Annotated in this window: 15 protein-coding genes and 1 riboswitch; of the genes, 6 read left to right on the plus strand and 9 right to left on the minus strand. The window is 69.9% G+C overall.

What is annotated here, in order from left to right; translation table 11 throughout:
• Positions 1-159 precede the first annotated feature (159 nt).
• The 6 genes from nagB (at position 160) to ACWC5O_RS14120 (ending at position 7,762) form a co-directional block, all read left to right on the plus strand.
• Positions 160-945 (plus strand): glucosamine-6-phosphate deaminase, encoded by a 786-nt coding sequence (gene nagB, locus ACWC5O_RS14095; RefSeq protein WP_450580930.1) that lies wholly within the window; start codon positions 160-162, stop codon positions 943-945.
• Between the two features lie 211 nt (positions 946-1,156).
• Positions 1,157-1,921, plus strand: coding sequence for a GntR family transcriptional regulator (locus ACWC5O_RS14100; RefSeq protein WP_145883119.1), 765 nt, complete (start codon positions 1,157-1,159; stop codon positions 1,919-1,921).
• Between the two features lie 136 nt (positions 1,922-2,057).
• Complete coding sequence (locus ACWC5O_RS14105; RefSeq protein ID WP_450580931.1) at positions 2,058-2,324, plus strand: DUF3311 domain-containing protein; 267 nt, start codon at positions 2,058-2,060, stop codon at positions 2,322-2,324.
• Positions 2,321-3,931, plus strand: coding sequence for a monocarboxylate uptake permease MctP (mctP, locus tag ACWC5O_RS14110; RefSeq protein WP_450580932.1), 1,611 nt, complete (start codon positions 2,321-2,323; stop codon positions 3,929-3,931). The genes ACWC5O_RS14105 and mctP overlap by 4 nt, the downstream gene beginning before the upstream one ends.
• A 191-nt stretch (positions 3,932-4,122) precedes the next feature.
• Positions 4,123-4,246: riboswitch (cobalamin riboswitch) on the plus strand.
• Between the two features lie 124 nt (positions 4,247-4,370).
• Positions 4,371-6,749, plus strand: a complete 2,379-nt coding sequence (locus ACWC5O_RS14115; RefSeq protein ID WP_450580933.1) for a ribonucleoside-diphosphate reductase subunit alpha — start codon at positions 4,371-4,373, stop codon at positions 6,747-6,749.
• Positions 6,749-7,762: a ribonucleotide-diphosphate reductase subunit beta gene (locus tag ACWC5O_RS14120; RefSeq protein WP_450580934.1), complete on the plus strand. Its 1,014-nt coding sequence runs from the start codon at positions 6,749-6,751 to the stop codon at positions 7,760-7,762. Before ACWC5O_RS14115 ends, ACWC5O_RS14120 begins: the two co-directional genes overlap by 1 nt.
• 90 nt (positions 7,763-7,852) lie before the next feature.
• Here ACWC5O_RS14120 and ACWC5O_RS14125 read toward each other — a convergent pair whose 3' ends face one another.
• The 9 genes from ACWC5O_RS14125 to ACWC5O_RS14165 all read right to left on the minus strand — a co-directional run bounded on the left by ACWC5O_RS14125 (position 7,853) and on the right by ACWC5O_RS14165 (position 17,008).
• Complete coding sequence (locus tag ACWC5O_RS14125) at positions 7,853-9,223, minus strand: bifunctional albaflavenone monooxygenase/terpene synthase (protein ID WP_450580935.1); 1,371 nt, start codon at positions 9,221-9,223, stop codon at positions 7,853-7,855.
• Positions 9,220-10,302, minus strand: a complete 1,083-nt coding sequence (gene cyc1 / locus ACWC5O_RS14130; RefSeq protein WP_450580936.1) for an epi-isozizaene synthase — start codon at positions 10,300-10,302, stop codon at positions 9,220-9,222. Before cyc1 ends, ACWC5O_RS14125 begins: the two co-directional genes overlap by 4 nt.
• A gap of 260 nt (positions 10,303-10,562) precedes the next feature.
• Positions 10,563-11,213 (minus strand): peptide deformylase, encoded by a 651-nt coding sequence (def, locus tag ACWC5O_RS14135; protein ID WP_450580937.1) that lies wholly within the window; start codon positions 11,211-11,213, stop codon positions 10,563-10,565.
• A gap of 188 nt (positions 11,214-11,401) precedes the next feature.
• Positions 11,402-12,382, minus strand: a complete 981-nt coding sequence (locus ACWC5O_RS14140) for a tetratricopeptide repeat protein (RefSeq protein ID WP_450581102.1) — start codon at positions 12,380-12,382, stop codon at positions 11,402-11,404.
• Positions 12,383-12,490: 108 nt separating this feature from the next.
• Positions 12,491-13,720, minus strand: coding sequence for an HD-GYP domain-containing protein (locus ACWC5O_RS14145; RefSeq protein ID WP_450580938.1), 1,230 nt, complete (start codon positions 13,718-13,720; stop codon positions 12,491-12,493).
• Entirely contained in the window at positions 13,717-15,027 is a 1,311-nt protein-coding gene (locus tag ACWC5O_RS14150) for an HD-GYP domain-containing protein (RefSeq protein WP_450580939.1), read from the minus strand. The genes ACWC5O_RS14145 and ACWC5O_RS14150 overlap by 4 nt, the downstream gene beginning before the upstream one ends.
• A 107-nt stretch (positions 15,028-15,134) precedes the next feature.
• Positions 15,135-15,437 (minus strand): mycothiol system anti-sigma-R factor, encoded by a 303-nt coding sequence (rsrA, locus tag ACWC5O_RS14155; RefSeq protein WP_351799508.1) that lies wholly within the window; start codon positions 15,435-15,437, stop codon positions 15,135-15,137.
• Positions 15,434-16,117 carry an RNA polymerase sigma factor SigR gene (gene sigR, locus ACWC5O_RS14160; protein ID WP_450580940.1) on the minus strand — a complete coding sequence of 228 codons (684 nt, stop codon included), beginning with the start codon at positions 16,115-16,117 and terminating at the stop codon, positions 15,434-15,436. Before sigR ends, rsrA begins: the two co-directional genes overlap by 4 nt.
• Positions 16,118-16,381: 264 nt before the next feature.
• Positions 16,382-17,008, minus strand: coding sequence for an alpha/beta hydrolase family protein (locus tag ACWC5O_RS14165; protein ID WP_450580941.1), 627 nt, complete (start codon positions 17,006-17,008; stop codon positions 16,382-16,384).
• Between the last annotated feature and the right edge of the window lie 104 nt (positions 17,009-17,112).

Below are 17,112 nucleotides of genomic sequence, written 5' to 3' on the forward strand. Positions count from 1 at the left end.
AAATGTCGCCGGGGCGTCGGGCGGGGACCGGCATCTCGTGGGCATCGCCGGCACGGACAACACGGCCGGGTTCCTGTTAGATTGGTCTAAACCACATAGAGACTCTTGCTCCGACCTCTCCCCTGTTCTCCAGGCCCTCTTCAGAACGGCAGGCCCAGCGTGGAAGTTGTCATCGTTCCGGACGCGACGGCGGGCGGCGAGCTGATCGCCGAGGCCATGGCCCAGCTGCTGCGGCGCAAGCCCGACGCCCTGCTCGGTGTGGCCACCGGCTCGACTCCGCTGCCCATCTACCAGGCGCTGACCGCCAAGGTGCGCTCCGGCGCCGCGGACACCGCGCGGGCCCGAATAGCCCAGCTCGACGAGTACGTGGGGCTGCCCGCCGAGCACCCCGAGTCCTACCGCTCGGTGCTGCGCCGGGAGGTGCTGGAGCCGCTCGGCATCGGGATGGACGCGTTCATGGGTCCGGACGGCACGGCCGAGGACGTCCAGGCGGCGTGCGAGACGTACGACAAGGCTCTCGCCGAGGCCGGCGGCGTGGACCTGCAGCTGCTGGGGATCGGGACGGACGGGCACATCGGGTTCAACGAGCCCTGCTCCTCGCTCGCCTCGCGGACCCGGATCAAGACGCTGACCGAGCAGACCCGCATCGACAACGCGCGCTTCTTCGACGGCGACATCGAGCAGGTGCCGCACCACGTGATCACCCAGGGCATCGGCACCATCCTGGAGGCCCGCCACCTGGTACTGCTCGCGACCGGCGAGGGCAAGGCGGACGCGGTCGCCGCGACGGTCGAGGGCCCGGTCGCGGCCGTCTGCCCGGCCTCCGCACTCCAGCTGCACCCGCACGCCACGGTGGTCGTGGACGAAGCCGCCGCGTCCAAGCTCAAGCTGGCCGACTACTTCCGGCACGCCTACGCGAACAAGCCGGACTGGCAGGGGATCTAGCCCGGGACGCGGGTACCCGTGCCGGCACCGGTACCCGCGCTGTACCGGCACCCAGCGCCCGTTGGACTAGACCAACAACGGGTGTGACGGTATATAGAGAAGATCACGGAGCGTTCGGGTGGAGCCCTGACACACGAAGCCGTGCCACGATGTGAGCCGTGGCCGATGGGATGTCGGTCGCTTTCGGCATCAGGAGCCGGGAAGGCAGAGCATGAGCACCGACGTCGGCAGTGCGGAGAACGAGGCCGGGACGACGGTCCGTACCGCGCGCGTGCCCAAGTACTACCGCTTGAAGAAGCATCTGCTCGACATGACGGAGACGCAGGCGCCGGGCACGCCGGTCCCGCCCGAGCGCACGCTGGCGGCCGAGTTCGACACCTCCCGCACCACCGTCCGCCAGGCCCTGCAGGAGCTCGTCGTCGAGGGCCGCCTGGAGCGCATCCAGGGCAAGGGCACCTTCGTCGCCAAACCGAAGGTCTCACAGGCGCTGCAACTCACCTCGTACACGGAGGACATGCGCGCCCAGGGCCTGGAGCCCACCTCGCAACTGCTGGACATCGGCTACATCACGGCCGACGACCGGCTCGCCGAGCTGCTCGACATCACGGCCGGCGGACGCGTGCTGCGCATCGAGCGGCTGCGCATGGCCAACGGCGAGCCGATGGCGATCGAGACCACCCACCTGTCGGCCAAGCGGTTCCCGGCCCTCAGGCGGTCGCTGGTGAAGTACACGTCCCTGTACACCGCGCTCGCCGAGGTCTACGACGTCCACCTCGCCGAGGCCGAGGAGACCATCGAGACCTCCCTGGCCACCCCGCGCGAGGCGGGCCTGCTCGGCACCGACGTGGGCCTTCCGATGCTGATGCTCTCCCGCCACTCCCTGGACCGCGAGGGCAAGCCGGTGGAATGGGTGCGCTCCGTCTACCGGGGCGACCGGTACAAGTTCGTGGCACGCCTCAAGCGCCCACAGGACTGAGGGAAGTTGGCGTCTTCACGCCACAACCTCCAAATCGACATACCGTTATGCGGTCGAGGTCTTCCGCTGCCACGACACCGTCACCTAGATTGCCTGCGCATTACACAGATGATCAGCGAGGGGACGGAGCCGTGGCATGTCCGAAACGCCTGAAGTGAGACCACCGGTCGTGACGCCGGCCCGCGTGATCATCGGCCTGTGTCTCGTCGCGCCCTTCGTGGCGATGCTGTGGGTGGGCTCGTACGCCAAGACGGACCCCGCGTTCATCGGGATCCCGTTCTTCTACTGGTACCAGATGCTGTGGGTGCTGGTCTCCACCGCACTCACGATGCTCGCGTACAAGCTCTGGCGGCGTGACCAGAGCGCCCGCAGGGCCACTCAGGGCAAGGGGGCGGCGCAGTGAAGAACGGCGTCAACGGCGTCGCGCTCGGCGTCTTCATCTTCTTCTTCCTGGCCGTCACGGCCATGGGCTTCCTGGCCGCCCGCTGGCGCAGGGCCGAGAACGAGCACTCCCTGGACGAATGGGGCCTGGGGGGACGGTCGTTCGGCACCTGGGTCACCTGGTTCCTGCTCGGCGGCGACCTGTACACGGCGTACACCTTCGTCGCCGTACCGGCGGCGATCTACACGGCGGGCGCGGCCGGCTTCTTCGCCGTGCCGTACACCATCCTGGTCTACCCGCTGATCTTCACGTTCCTGCCCCGCCTGTGGTCGGTCTCGCACAAGCACGGCTACGTGACGACCTCGGACTTCGTGCGCGGCCGCTTCGGCTCCAAGGGCCTGTCGCTGGCCGTGGCGCTCACCGGCATCCTCGCGACGATGCCGTACATCGCGCTCCAGCTCGTCGGCATCCAGGCGGTGCTGGACGTGATGGGCGTCGGCGGCGGCGAGAACACCAACTGGTTCGTGAAGGATCTGCCGCTGCTCATCGCCTTCGGCGTGCTGGCCGCGTACACCTACTCGTCGGGCCTGCGCGCGCCCGCGCTGATCGCGTTCGTCAAGGACACGCTGATCTACATCGTCATCGCGGTGGCGATCATCTACATCCCGATCAAGCTGGGCGGCTTCGACGACATCTTCGCCAAGGCCGGCGAGAAGTTCACGAAGGCGGGTGCGGGCGGGCTCGTACCGGCCCCCGCGGGCCAGTGGACGTACGCCACGCTGGCGCTCGGTTCGGCGCTCGCGCTGTTCATGTACCCGCACTCGATCACCGCGACGCTCTCCTCCAGGAGCCGTGAGGTGATCCGGCGCAACACCACGATCCTGCCGCTGTACTCGCTGATGCTGGGCCTGCTCGCGCTGCTCGGCTTCATGGCGATCGCGGCCGGGGTGCAGGTCACCAACGGGCAGCTGGCGATTCCGCAGCTGTTCGAGGACATGTTCCCGGACTGGTTCGCGGGCGTGGCCTTCGCGGCGATCGGCATCGGTGCCCTCGTGCCCGCGGCCATCATGTCCATCGCGGCGGCGAACCTCTTCACCCGCAACATCTACAAGGACTTCATCAACCCCGACGCCACGGCCGAGCAGGAGACCCGGGTCTCCAAGCTCGTGTCGCTGCTGGTGAAGGTGGGCGCGCTGGTCTTCGTCCTGACGATGGACAAGACGGTCGCCATCAACTTCCAGCTGCTGGGCGGCATCTGGATCCTGCAGACCTTCCCGGCCCTGGTCGGCGGCCTGTTCACGCGCTGGTTCCACCGCTGGGCGCTGCTCGCCGGCTGGGCGGTCGGCATGGTCTACGGCACGGTCGCCGCATACGGGGTGGCCTCGCCGACCCAGAAGCACTTCGGTGGCTCCGCCAAGGAGATCCCGGGCATCGGTGAGATCGGCTACATCGGTCTCACGGCCTTCGTGCTGAACGTCGCCGTCACGGTGGTCCTGACCTTCGCCATGAAGGCGCTGAAGGCCCCCGAGGGCCTCGACGAGACCCGCCCGGAGGACTACACGGCGGACGCGGGCGATCCGGGAGTTCAGGTGGAACTTCCGCCGGCCACGGCAGACGCCGGGCACTGAGGCACGCCCCCAAAGGGGCGCGGGGCTGTATTGGCACGCGCCTCGGCCCGTGGGCGCGAGCAACCACGATCCACCCGCAGCGGGCCGCCGACAACAAGCACCACGGCGGCCCGCTGTTGACCCTCTGAAGCCGCCACAACACGCAACAGACACAACATCTGGGGGTGACACCACAACCCGGCACTAGATGTATGCTCATCCTCGCTGTCGCCGCAGGGGAATCCGGTGCGAATCCGGAACTGTCCCGCAACGGTGTACTTGCGTGCATCCGCACGCCTGTTCAGTCCGAGGACCTGACGGCAGCGCGCGCCCGGCCGTCCGGTCCGGGTGCCTTCAGACGTCCGGGCCTCGTGGAGTGGGCCGGTGGACGCGACGCCGTGCGCGCTCGTGCTGCCCCTGCCCTCCGCCAGGCCCCGTGCCGAGCGAGGGAGAGCCCCACGTGACCATCGCGCCAGCCGACCCGGCTTCAGCCGTCCAGGCGACCGCAGCTCCGGTGGAGACCGACGGTCCCGGTGCCGCGCTGCTGCGGACCCTGACCGAGCTGACCGCCGACCTCCCCGACGCCGACCCCGGCCGGGTCGCCGCAGCCGCGCTGCGGGGCCGGTCATCGCGGGCCGACGAGGCGGAGTTGCGCGAGCTGGCCACGGAGGCGGCCGCCGGCCTCATCTCCGAGGACCCGGCCTACTCCCGGCTGGCCGCCCGGCTGCTGACCATCTCGATCCGCGCCGAGGCCGCCTCGCAGGGCGTGACGTCCTTCACCGGGTCCGTCGCCGTGGGCCACCGCGAGGGCCTGGTCGCCGACCGCACCGCGGAGTTCGTACGGCTGCACGCCGAGCGTCTCGACACGCTGATCGACGCGGCCGGCGACGACCGCTTCGGCTACTTCGGCCTGCGCACCCTGCACAGCCGCTACCTGCTGCGCCACCCCCTCACCCGCAAGGTGATCGAGACGCCCCAGCACTTCATGCTGCGCGTCGCCGCGGGTCTCGCCGAGGACGACACGACCCGCTCCGTCGACGAGGTCGCCGCGCTCTACGGGCTCATGAGCCGCCTCGACTACCTGCCCTCCTCCCCCACCCTCTTCAACTCCGGTACGCGGCACCCGCAGATGTCGTCCTGCTACCTCCTCGACTCCCCGCTGGACGAGCTGGACTCCATCTACGACCGCTACCACCAGGTCGCCCGCCTCTCCAAGCACGCCGGCGGCATCGGTCTGTCGTACTCCCGCATCCGCAGCCGCGGTTCGCTGATCCGCGGCACCAACGGGCACTCCAACGGCATCGTCCCGTTCCTGAAGACCCTGGACGCCTCGGTGGCCGCGGTGAACCAGGGCGGCCGGCGCAAGGGCGCTGCCGCGGTGTACCTGGAGACCTGGCACTCCGACATCGAGGAGTTCCTGGAGCTGCGCGACAACACCGGTGAGGACGCCCGCCGTACCCACAACCTCAACCTGGCGCACTGGATCCCGGACGAGTTCATGCGCCGGGTCAACGCCGACGAGCAGTGGTCGCTGTTCTCCCCGGCCGACGTGCCGGAGCTCGTCGACCTGTGGGGCGAGGAGTTCGATGCGGCCTACCGCAAGGCGGAGGCGAACGGGCTCGCGAAGAAGACCATCCCGGCCCGCGACCTGTACGGCCGGATGATGCGCACCCTCGCGCAGACCGGCAACGGCTGGATGACCTTCAAGGACGCCGCGAACCGCACCGCCAACCAGACGGCCGAGGCGGGCCACGTCGTCCACTCCTCCAACCTCTGCACGGAGATCCTGGAGGTCACCGACGACGGCGAGACGGCGGTCTGCAACCTGGGCTCGGTCAACCTCGGTGCCTTCGTGCGCGACGGGGACGTCGACTGGAAGCGCCTCGACGAGACCGTCCGCACGGCCGTCACCTTCCTCGACCGCGTGGTCGACATCAACTTCTACCCGACCGAGCAGGCGGGCCGCTCCAACGCCAAGTGGCGTCCGGTGGGCCTGGGTGCGATGGGTCTGCAGGACGTCTTCTTCAAGCTGCGCCTGCCCTTCGACTCAGCCGAGGCCAAGGCCCTGTCGACGCGGATCGCCGAGCGGATCATGCTCGCCGCGTACGAGGCCTCCGCCGACCTGGCCGAGCGCAACGGCGCGCTGCCTGCCTGGGACAAGACCCGGACCGCCCGGGGTGTCCTGCACCCCGACCACTACGACGCCGAGCTGACCTGGCCCGAGCGCTGGGCGGCCCTGCGTGAGCGGATCGCCGCGGTCGGCATGCGCAACTCGCTGCTGCTGGCGATCGCCCCGACCGCCACCATCGCGTCCATCGCGGGCGTGTACGAGTGCATCGAGCCGCAGGTCTCCAACCTGTTCAAGCGCGAGACGCTGTCCGGTGAGTTCCTTCAGGTCAACTCCTACCTGGTGCAGGACCTCAAGGAGCTGGGCGTCTGGGACGCGCGCACCCGTGAGGCGCTGCGGGACTCCAACGGCTCGGTGCAGGACTTCGCGTGGATCCCGGCCGACGTGCGGGCGCTGTACCGCACGGCGTGGGAGATCCCGCAGCGCGGCCTGATCGACATGGCCGCGGCCCGCACGCCGTTCCTGGACCAGTCGCAGTCCCTGAACCTGTTCATGGAGACGCCGACCATCGGCAAGCTCTCCTCGATGTACGCGTACGCCTGGAAGCAGGGCCTGAAGACGACGTACTACCTGCGCTCCCGCCCGGCGACCCGCATCGCCCGCGCCGCCCAGGCGCAGACCCAGACGCCCATCCCCGTGCAGCAGGTCGCCGACCCCGACGCCGTCGCCTGCTCCCTTGAGAACCCCGAGTCCTGCGAGGCCTGCCAGTAATGACCACCCGTAACACCAACCTCCTCGACCCGGGCTTCGAACTCACCCTGCGGCCCATGCGCTACCCCGACTTCTACGAGCGCTACCGGGACGCCATCAAGAACACCTGGACCGTCGAGGAGGTCGACCTCCACTCGGACGTCGCCGACCTCGCCAGGCTGACGCCGGCCGAGCAGCACCTGATCGGCCGCCTGGTGGCCTTCTTCGCGACGGGCGACTCGATCGTCGCGAACAACCTGGTGCTGACGCTGTACAAGCACATCAACTCCCCGGAGGCGCGCCTGTACCTGTCGCGCCAGCTGTTCGAGGAGGCCGTGCACGTCCAGTTCTATCTGACGCTGCTCGACACCTACCTTCCCGACCCGGACGACCGCGCCGCCGCCTTCGCGGCCGTGGAGAACATCCCGTCCATCCGCGAAAAGGCCGGGTTCTGCTTCAAGTGGATCAACGAGGTCGAGAAGCTGGACCGCCTGGAGTCCAAGGCGGACCGCCGGCGCTTCCTGCTCAACCTCATCTGCTTCGCCGCGTGCATCGAGGGCCTGTTCTTCTACGGCGCCTTCGCGTACGTCTACTGGTTCCGCAGCCGGGGTCTGCTGCACGGTCTCGCCACCGGCACCAACTGGGTGTTCCGCGACGAGACGATGCACATGTCCTTCGCTTTCGACGTGGTCGACACCGTCCGCAAGGAGGAGCCGGACCTGTTCGACGACGAGCTGCAGCAGCAGGTCACCGACATGCTGCGGGAGGCCGTCGAGGCCGAGCTGCAGTTCGCTCGTGACCTGTGCGGTGACGGCCTCCCGGGCATGAACACCGACTCGATGCGGCAGTACCTCGAGTGCGTCGCCGACCAGCGCCTCACCCGCCTCGGCTTCGCCCCGGTGTACGGCTCCGAGAACCCCTTCTCCTTCATGGAGCTGCAGGGCGTTCAGGAGCTGACGAACTTCTTCGAGCGGCGCCCGTCGGCGTACCAGGTGGCCGTGGAGGGCACGGTCGACCTGGACGAGGACTTCTGAGTCGGGCCGCCCTCGGCCGACCACCGATCCGGCGCGCGTTCCGGGGCTCGCAAGCCGCCTGAACGCGCGCCGGTCACCGACGGGCGTCGCTCACCACTCCACGGGCTGCAGCAGCAGCCGGTGGGGACGGAGCGTGATGCCCACGCGGGTGGTGTCGTTCGACCCGCTGACCTGCTCGAAGCGGTACTTCGCCGAGATCGCCGCGGTGATCAGGCTCAGCTGGGACATGGAGAAGTGGTCGCTGGGGCACTTGCGGTTGCCGACGCTGAAGGGGCTCATCGCGTACTTGGGCACCTCCTTGACCCGCTCGGGCAGCCAGCGGTCGGGGTCGAAGTCGAGGTGGTGCCCGTAGGAACGGCCGTCGCGCTGGATGGCGTAAGGGCTGTACACGATGTCCGCCCCCGCCGGAATGCGATAGCCCCCGAGCGCGGTGTCCGTCACCGCGCGCCGCGTCAGTATCCATACGGCGGGCCGCAGCCGCATGGCCTCGACGACGACATTGTTGGTGTACCTGAGCTTCCGGACGTCCGCGAATGCAACGGGCCGGCCGCCGGTCACGGATTCGACCTCGGCGCGCACCTTCTCGGCGTGTTCCGGGTGTTCCGCGAGCACCTGGAGCAGCCACATGATCGTGGAGGCGACTGTTTCGCTGCCGGGGGTGAGTATCGCGACCACCTGGTCGTGGATCTCCTGTTCCCCGATGGGGTCGCCATTGTCGTCCCTCGCCTCCAGCAATGCCGTCAGCAAATCGTCCGGCTTTTGACCAGATGCCCTCCGCTCGGCGACGATCTCGTCGACCAGCAGATGCAAATCGGCCAGTGCCCGGTTGAATTCGCGGTTGGCGGGGAACGGCAGCCGGTAGAGCGGCCCGAGCGGGACGACCATCCTGCGGTACATACCGCGGAAGACGGTGGCGAGATCAATGCTCAGCCGCTCCGCGCGCTCGTCCATGTAGTCGCCGCGCAGCAGACAGCGGGCGGCGATGCGCACCGCGACCCGGAACGACTCCGAGGTGCAGTCGACGGTCTCGCCCACCTGCCAGCGCTCGGTCAGGGCATGCGCCTCCTCCTCCATGATCGTGCCGTAGGCGGGGATCGCGTCGAGCCGGAAGGCGGGCTGGATGGTGCGCCGCTGGCGGCGGTGCCGGGGGCCGTTGGCGGTGGCCACGCCCTCCTTGCCGAGCAGGCCTTCGAGGGACTCCCACAGCGGGCCGTCGATCTTGTAGTCGGGGCTGAGCGCGAGTGCGCCGGTGAGCGCCGGTGTGGTGACGGCGTACACCGTCTTGGGGCCGAGCTTCAGCCGTACGACGTCGCCGTGCTCACGCAGCCCGGACATGAAGGCGAGCGGGTCGCGGACCAGTTTCAGGCCGTGGCCGAGGACCGGGACGGCACCGCCGGCGAGGGGCGGTTCACGCAGTTCGGTGCTCTCGGGGGCCACGGGCTTCACAGACTCGACGGTCATTCGTCACCTGCCGCTTCGTTGTTGACGTACGGGGGCGTGGACCGGTCGTCCCAGCTGTCGACCATGTACCGGCCGGACTCGTGGTGGAACCAGTAGACGGAGCTGAACCAGTTCCGCATATAGCCGACACAGGCGCGGACGGCGGCGCTCAATTCCCTTCCGCGGGCCGTGCCGTCGGCGAGTTCGCCGGCGAACCGCAGGGCGTCCCGCTCGGCTTCGAAGAATTCGGCGATGCATTTCTCGACGCGCCGCCTGATTTCCTCCACCGCTTCTTCGAGCGTCAGTCCCTCATGGGTGATGAGACTGATTCCGAGATTGTGCACCTCGTCGCCCGCTATTTCCTTCGGCAGTGAGCAGAGGTCGTTGTACCAGGCGGCGAATTCCTGGCTCAGCAGGGCCGCACGGCGATAGGACGGATGTTTCCGCACGGTGTCCGGGAGTTCACACCCGGCGCTCGGTTCCAGCAGGTCCGTCCATATCCAGTGCGCGAACGTGAGCCGCCGCAGGGCGAGGTATTCCTCGACCTGCGGGACGTACCCCGTGCTCCGGTTGCGGAACTCACGGTCGTAGGCCTCGATCACGTCGTGGAAGTGCCGGGCGAACCGCAGGTTCCAGGTGCGCGGCAGGAACGAGTACAGCCGCAGCACACTGTCCGCGAACCCTGCCACCAGGGGGTCCGGGTGGTGCAGATGGTGCCGGGGTGCGTCGAGGGCCGCGTGCAGGCGGCGCCTGAGCCGGCGCCAGTCGGCCACCCGGCCGTGCACCCGGTCACGGTCGTGCCGGTCGTCCCAGACGAAGAACCAGGCGCTGTAGTCCGCAATGGCCTGCAGGACCTCGTCGGGGGCGCCGGTGTAGTACCCCGCCATCAGGTCGGTGTAGCACAGACCATCGGCATATTCCCGCACCTTGTCCGCCGGCATCAGCCGTTTTTCCAGGAGCCACTGCCTGGTCTTCTCCTGAAGCTTTGGCCAATACTGGTGCAGTTGTCGGGGAATCACGTCCTCGATCACCGGGAGGGCGAGAGACGGTGGCACCGCGACCGCTGTCGACGATGTGGTGCCGTGTGAGAAAGCGTGCACGAACAGTCCCCTCTCAGCCGCCAGGAGCGCACACCCCTCCGTGCCGTGCCGGGCGTGCGCCGTTGCGTATCCCCGCTCTTCCCATTCAGCACCACAACTGACCATTATGGGAACGGATTTGCTTCACTCACCACCCCGGGATGCTGGGAATCTTGCGACGAACAAACGAACGACGCCTGTTCGGGAAGGATCCCGAACAGGCGTCGTAGCGTGCGTCGTTGCTGCTCTCGTACGGTGTCCGTGGGGTCGGACCGGACGTCTCAGTCGTTGGCGACGACGGGGTAGCGTGGCTCGTTCTCGGCCATCTGCCGCAGCGCGTCCTTGCGGTCACGCTTGGACAGACGGTCGATGTACAGGTACCCGTACAGGTGATCGGTCTCGTGCTGCAAACAGCGAGCGAAGTAGCCGGAGCCGCGGACCTTGATCGGGTTGCCCTTCTCGTCCTGGCCGGTCACCTCGGCGTAGTCGGGCCGCGCGAGCGACGCGTACGCGGTCGGTACGGACAGGCAGCCCTCGTTGCTGTCGTCGAGCCGGCGCCTGTCGGCGGGCAGGTCGACCAGCTTCGGGTTGCACACCACGCCGACGTGCCGGACGCCCTCGTCGTCCATGCAGTCGTAGACGAAGACCTTCAGGTCGACGCCGATCTGGTTGGCGGCCAGGCCAACGCCCTCGGCGGTGCGCTGGCTGGCGAACATGTCCGCGACCAGCTGGTCCAGCTCCGCACCGAACTCGGTGACGTCCTTGCACTCCTTGTGCAGGACCGGGTTGCCGACGACCGTGATCGGCCGCGAGGTGCCGCGCTCGCGCCAGGCGTTCTCGCGCTCCTCGCAGTCCTCCGTGTCGACGACATAGCCCTCGTCGTCGACGGGGAGCACGCCCGCGTGCTGCTGATCGGTGTCCTGCTGCGCCATGACCGACGTACGCCTTCCTCAGGAAAACAAGGGGTGAAGTTGCTGGTACAGGGTACGTGGGCGCGCCCTGAAGGGGCGCGGGACTGTGCCGAAAGGCGGCTCCGCCGCGATGGGGGTCCCCCTGTTCGAGCGAAGCCGAGAACTTGGGGGAGCGACCAGCCACATCGGACCCGCAGCCAGCCGTGGTCTCAGCAAACCTCTTCGAGATCCCGCCAGTCCCTGGAGTCCGGGCTGTCCGCAACCCAGCCGTCCAGCAACCCCCGCACGAGTGAAGCCGGCGCAGCCACCCCGCACTCCCGTTCGGGAACCCAGAGCTGCCCGTCCGTGCGATGCCCGAGCGGCCCGGGATGACCCGGCTCGCTGTGGTCATGCGGATCCAGATGCACCCCGTCCCCCTCGTCCGAGGGCATCCGCGACTCCGAGCACATCCGGCACAGCAGCCGCACCGAGGACGACCAGTCCTCCGCGGCGAACCCCGCGTCCGCGGCCAGCTGCTCCAGCGCGTCCCGGTCGGCCTCGGTGGCCGCCTCCAGCAGCACCACCCAGGTGGGGACCGGCGAGGGCGCCCACAGCTCGATCTCGTCGAAGACCGGGTAGGAGTGCCCGGCGGACGTCGTGCGCTCGCCGTGCGGGACGCCGTCGTGCAGCACGACCTCGCCCCAACGCCGCCCGGACGAGGGAAGCGGGATGGACAGCACCTCGATCCGGGCCGGGTCCAGCCTGCGGCCCCACACCACCTCGGCCTCACCCTCCGGGGAGAGCCGTACGGCCGCGCTGCCCAGCTCCATGCCGAGCGGCTCGCCGGAGGCCGCGGCGCCGCCCGGTACCCGCAGCCCGTACGCCTGCCAGGCGCGGCGGGCCAGCGGCCAGTCCTGCAGGGCCGTCGCGGCGATGCCCACGTTCCACCAGTCGGGGGCGCCGCTCTCCCGGTCCAGGAGGGCCACGGCGCGCAGTCCGGCGGCGCGGGCCTGCTCCCAGTCGTGCCGGAACTTGTGCAGCAGGGCGAGGTTGAACCAGGACTCCGCCAGCCAGGGTTCCAGGTCGGCCGCGCGTGTCAGCAGTTCGCCCGCGTCCTCGTACCGGCCGTCGCCGATGAGCGTGAACGCGCGGTCGGTGGCCTGCCGCCAGGAGGCGGAGGGCCGGTGCCGTCCCTTGCCGAAGATCCTCACGATTCCCGCCTGCCAGTTCCAGTTCCACGTGGGCTGGCTTGTGCCCCCGGACACCCTCTCCCTCGCATCCAACCACGTACGGTGGGAAGGGCGCTCATTACCCATGGGTTACCCCATCGCGGGCAGCGTCAGACAGTCCCGGGCCAGAACCCGGGCGAGCGACTCCACGACCTCGGGAGCGTAGTCCCCGGCGGTGGCCAGGCGCAGCTCCTCCAGGGCCCTGAGCGGCCCGTCGGGTCCGGCGTCCCGGGCCTTCTCCTCGTAGGCGTTGACGGCCCTGACGATCCGCGCGGCGAGCGGCTGCTCCCGGCAGGGGTCGGCCTGCCGCTCCACGACCACGGCGACGGCCGCGTCCACCCCGGTCTGCCGTACGACGGCCCCGCCGAGCAGGGCGATGCGCCGCTGCTCCTCCTGGGGCAGGGCGGCGGTGGCGCCTGCGGGGACGGGGTCGACCAGGCTGAGCTGGCCGATGTCGTGCATGAGGGCCGCGTACTCCAGGACGGTCAGCCCGGGCCCGGACAGGCCCAGGTCCCGGCCGACGGCCAGGCTGAGCGTGGCGACCCGGCGGGCGTGCCCCGTCGGGGTGTATCCGGCGATCTCGGTGGCCCGGGCGAGGGAGGCGATGGTCTGCCGGTAGGTGGCGCGCACGGCGGCGTAGCGGCGGACGGAGAGCTGGGCGAGCAGCAGCGGCAGGCAGAACACCGGCAGCGCCCACAGTCCGACCACGGCGACCGCGAGCGCCATCACCGCGCCGGTCGCGCAGACGGCGGATCCGATGCCGAGCAGTGCGCGCAGTTCGTCGCGCAGGAGCGGGCCGAAGGGCCAGTGGGTGCGGGAGTGGGCGAGGGCGGCGGCGAGGACGGCGTCGCACAGGGCGGTGAGAACGAGCAGGGCGATGAGCAGCAGCGCGTAGGCCGCGCCGTCCCAGGACTCGAACGCGCCCTTGTTGTAGAGGGGTTGGAAGCAGACGGCGGCGAAGCCGACGCTCAGGACGCGGCGGGCGAGGTGGTCGAGGGTCGGGGTGCGTCCGCACCAGATGTGCGGGACGCCGCCGAGCAGGGAGGCGGCGAGGACGATGGTGACGACCTGCGGCGCGTCGTGGAGAGTCGGCTGTCCCGCGTCGGCGCCCAGCAGGGCGTACGACAGCGATCCGGCGGTGCCGAGCGGCGCGGCCTGCCGCACCTGGGCTCCGCTCCACCGGGTCAGTTCGCCGACGGCTATGAGCACCCCGAAGGCGAGTGCGACGCCCCGGTCGGCTATGCCGGTCCACAGGGTGACGGAGAGGGAGACCGCGGCGGTGAGGGCGGCACAGGTGTGGATGAGCCGGAGGGCGGTCATCGGGATGCCCCGCTGGGACTGCCGGCGACCGGTTGCTGGGCCGGGATCCGCTCTGCCGTCTCGTCGGCCGTGACGGCCGGGTGCCAGCCGTAGCGGCCGAGGGCCCGGACGAGCGCCGTGACCATGCGCGGGTCGAACTGGGTCCCGGCGCACCGCTCCAGCTCGGTGACGGCCGCCTCGACCGGGCGGGCCCTGCGGTAGGAGCGGGTGGAGGTCATCGCGTCGAAGGCGTCCGCGACGGCCACCACGCGGGCGCACTCGGGGATCTGACCGCCCACCAGTCCGTAGGGGTAACCGCTGCCGTCGAGCCGTTCGTGGTGGTGCAGGATCGCCGCGCGGGCCTCGCCGAGGAAGGAGATCCCGCGGACCATCTCGTGGCCGTACTCGGGGTGCAGCTCGATGATCCGCCGCTCCTCGGGGGTCAGCGGGCCGTCCTTGCGCAGCAGCCGGGTGGGCACGCCGAGCTTGCCGACGTCGTGCAGGATGCCGGCGAAGCGCAGCACCTCGACGCGTTCGTCGTCCATGCCGAGTTCGCGGGCGATCATCACCGAGGCCTGGCCGACCCGCTCGCTGTGGCCGCGGGTGTAGCCGTCCTTGAGGTCGACGGCCTGCACCAGTGCGCGAATGGTCGCCTGGTGGGCGGCGCGCTCCCGGTGGTACTGGGCGAAGACCCAGCACGAGACGCACATCGGCAGCAGCACGAGCAGCGCGGCGACGGGCCCGTACCGGCTGCGCCACAGCACGGCCATCATCAGCCCGGCGAGTCCGTGCACGGCGACCGGCGCGAGGGAGCGGTACAGCAGCCCGCGCCAGGCCCGGCGCAGAGGCACCCGCTCGACTGCTGCGCGGATGCCGCCGTCGAGCACGGTGAGCACCAGGCAGAAGGCGAGGACGGCCGCCCCGGCGGGCAGGAGCGCGTACGGGAAGTCGCAGGCCACGACGGTGTTCCGGCCGCCGAGCGCCCCGTGCACCTGGGCCGCGCCCCACACGGCGAGCGAGGGCTGCGCGGCCCGCCACACGCGGCGCAGCCCCACGGGCCGCTCCTCGACGCGGGCGAGCAGCGCGGCCGGCACCGGCACGAGCGCGGCGGCGGGCGGGGACAGCAGGAACGCCCCGGCGAGCAGAACGGGGTAGAAGGTGCCGCCCAGGCGGCGCCGTACGACGTGCTCGCAGGCCGCGTAAAGCGCGGTGAGCAGACCGAGCGCCCACCAGGGCGTGTGGGTGGCCGGCAGGGGCAGGACGCAGACCACGGCCAGCAGGGCGACGCAGGCCACATAGCCCCGTGCCCTCGCCGGAACCGCCTCCATGACGCCCCTCCCCGACCGTGCCTGTCCGGGCTCGGAGCCTAGGGCGGGAATCGGGGGGTCCGGGGCTCAGGACCCGAGGATTAGCACATTCGGGTGATGGCCGGTCTTCAGCTCTCCTGAGGCGTGGCGGTCACGTCGTGCTCGGGGACGGTCTGCCCGGAGCGGATCAGGTCGATCCGCCCCATGACCTTGGCGCGCAGGTCGGCCGGCACGTCGTCATGGCCGCAGCAGCGCTTGACCAGCTTCTTCACGGCCTGCTCCAGGCCGTACTTCTCCAGGCACGGAGAGCATTCCTCGAAGTGGTGCTGGAACTTGTCGCGATCGACGTCCGGCATCTCACTGTCGAGGAACTCGTACAGATGGTCGAGGACCTCACTGCAGTCAGTCTCGTGCGGCTCTCCGCAGCTCATGAGCCCGAGCCTTTCGCTTCGTTCGACTCTCCGGCGCCGGCCGGGACCAGCCCGCGCTCACGGGCGTAGTCCTCGAGCATTCCGCGCAGTTGACGGCGGCCCCGGTGCAGCCGGGACATCACCGTACCGATGGGTGTCCCCATGATGTCCGCGATCTCCTTGTACGCAAAGCCTTCTACGTCCGCGAGATAGACGGCGATGCGGAACTCCTCGGGGATCGCCTGCAGCGCTTCCTTCACGTCCGAGTCGGGCAGGTGGTCGAGCGCCTGCGACTCGGCGGAGCGCAGACCCGTCGACATGTGCGACTCGGCACGGGCGAGCTGCCAGTCCTCGATCTCCTCGGCCGCGCTGCGCTGGGGCTCGCGCTGCTTCTTGCGGTACGAGTTGATGAAGGTGTTGGTGAGGATCCGGTACAGCCACGCCTTGAGGTTGGTGCCCTCACGGAACTGGTGGAAGGACGCGTACGCCTTGGCATACGTCTCCTGCACCAGATCCTCGGCGTCGGCCGGGTTACGCGTCATGCGCAGCGCGGCCGAGTACATCTGGTCGAGGAATTCGAGCGCGTCCCGCTCGAAGCGCGCGCTGCGCTCCGTGGTCGACTCCGCGCTGTCGCCCCGGCCCTCGGGCAGCTCCGCCTGGCCGTTGTCGGTCCCTGCGTCCGTCCCAGTGACCGGACCCACCTCCTCAAGATCCCGGGCGGGACCGAAACCGATCCCACTCGTTTCGGAGGATAGAACACGACCCGTGCCTGCCGCCGCTCGAATAGGAGCGGTCTTGTCCGTCTTGCCCGCGCGCAGCACCGTCCAGTCCAGGTCAGTGCGGCTGCTGCGGCTCGGGCAGATGGTCGAACCCATGCGGCGGACTTCCTCTCCACGACGTCGGTGCCGGTGCTTCAGCACTTCTGTCCGCCACAACAGCGCTCCACCGTGCAGCATTCCCGGGGGTCAGCCGAGTGACGCGACCCACTCCACGACCCCGTCGGTGACGATCTCCAGTGCCCGCTCCTGCGTGATCTCCGCGCGCTTCGGCACGGCGAAACCGTGATCGCCGTACGGCACCTCGACCAGCTGGTAGGACCCCTCAGGGAACTCGTCCGGCTTGCCGAAGGGATCGTTTCCGCCCTGGACGACGAGCGTGGGCACACCGGCGCCGAGCAGCTCGTCGGCGCGGGAGCGCTCCGGCTTGCCCGGCGGGTGCAGCGGGAAGCTCAGCGCGAGCACGGCGTGCGCGCCCAGCTCCGTGGCGGTGCGGCAGGCGACCCGGGCGCCCGCGCTGCGGCCGCCGGAGATCACCGGCAACGCCATCCCGGCCAGCGCGGGCCAGATGCCGCGCCAACCGGTGTCCAGCGTCTTCGGCGCGGGCGCGACCCTCCTGCCCGCGACCCGCCAGGGCTGCTCGACGAGGGCCACGGTCACGCCATGCTGCGGGAGCACCTGGGCGAGCGCCTGCAGGTCCCGCGCCTCGATGCCGCCGCCGGCCCCGTGGCTCACGGCCAGCACCAGCCGCGCCTGCTTCGCCCGGTGCCAGGTGATGCGGGCGGTCCCGGCGTCGGTCTCGACAATCTCGATCACGTGAGAAGGCTAGTGCCCCGGCAGGCAACGTTTGCCCGTCAAGGAGCGGCGTCCGGTGCGTGCTCTCGGCGTGCCGGCCGGAAGTCCTCGTACTGGACGTACTT

Source organism: Streptomyces sp. NPDC001450 (assembly GCF_053597295.1).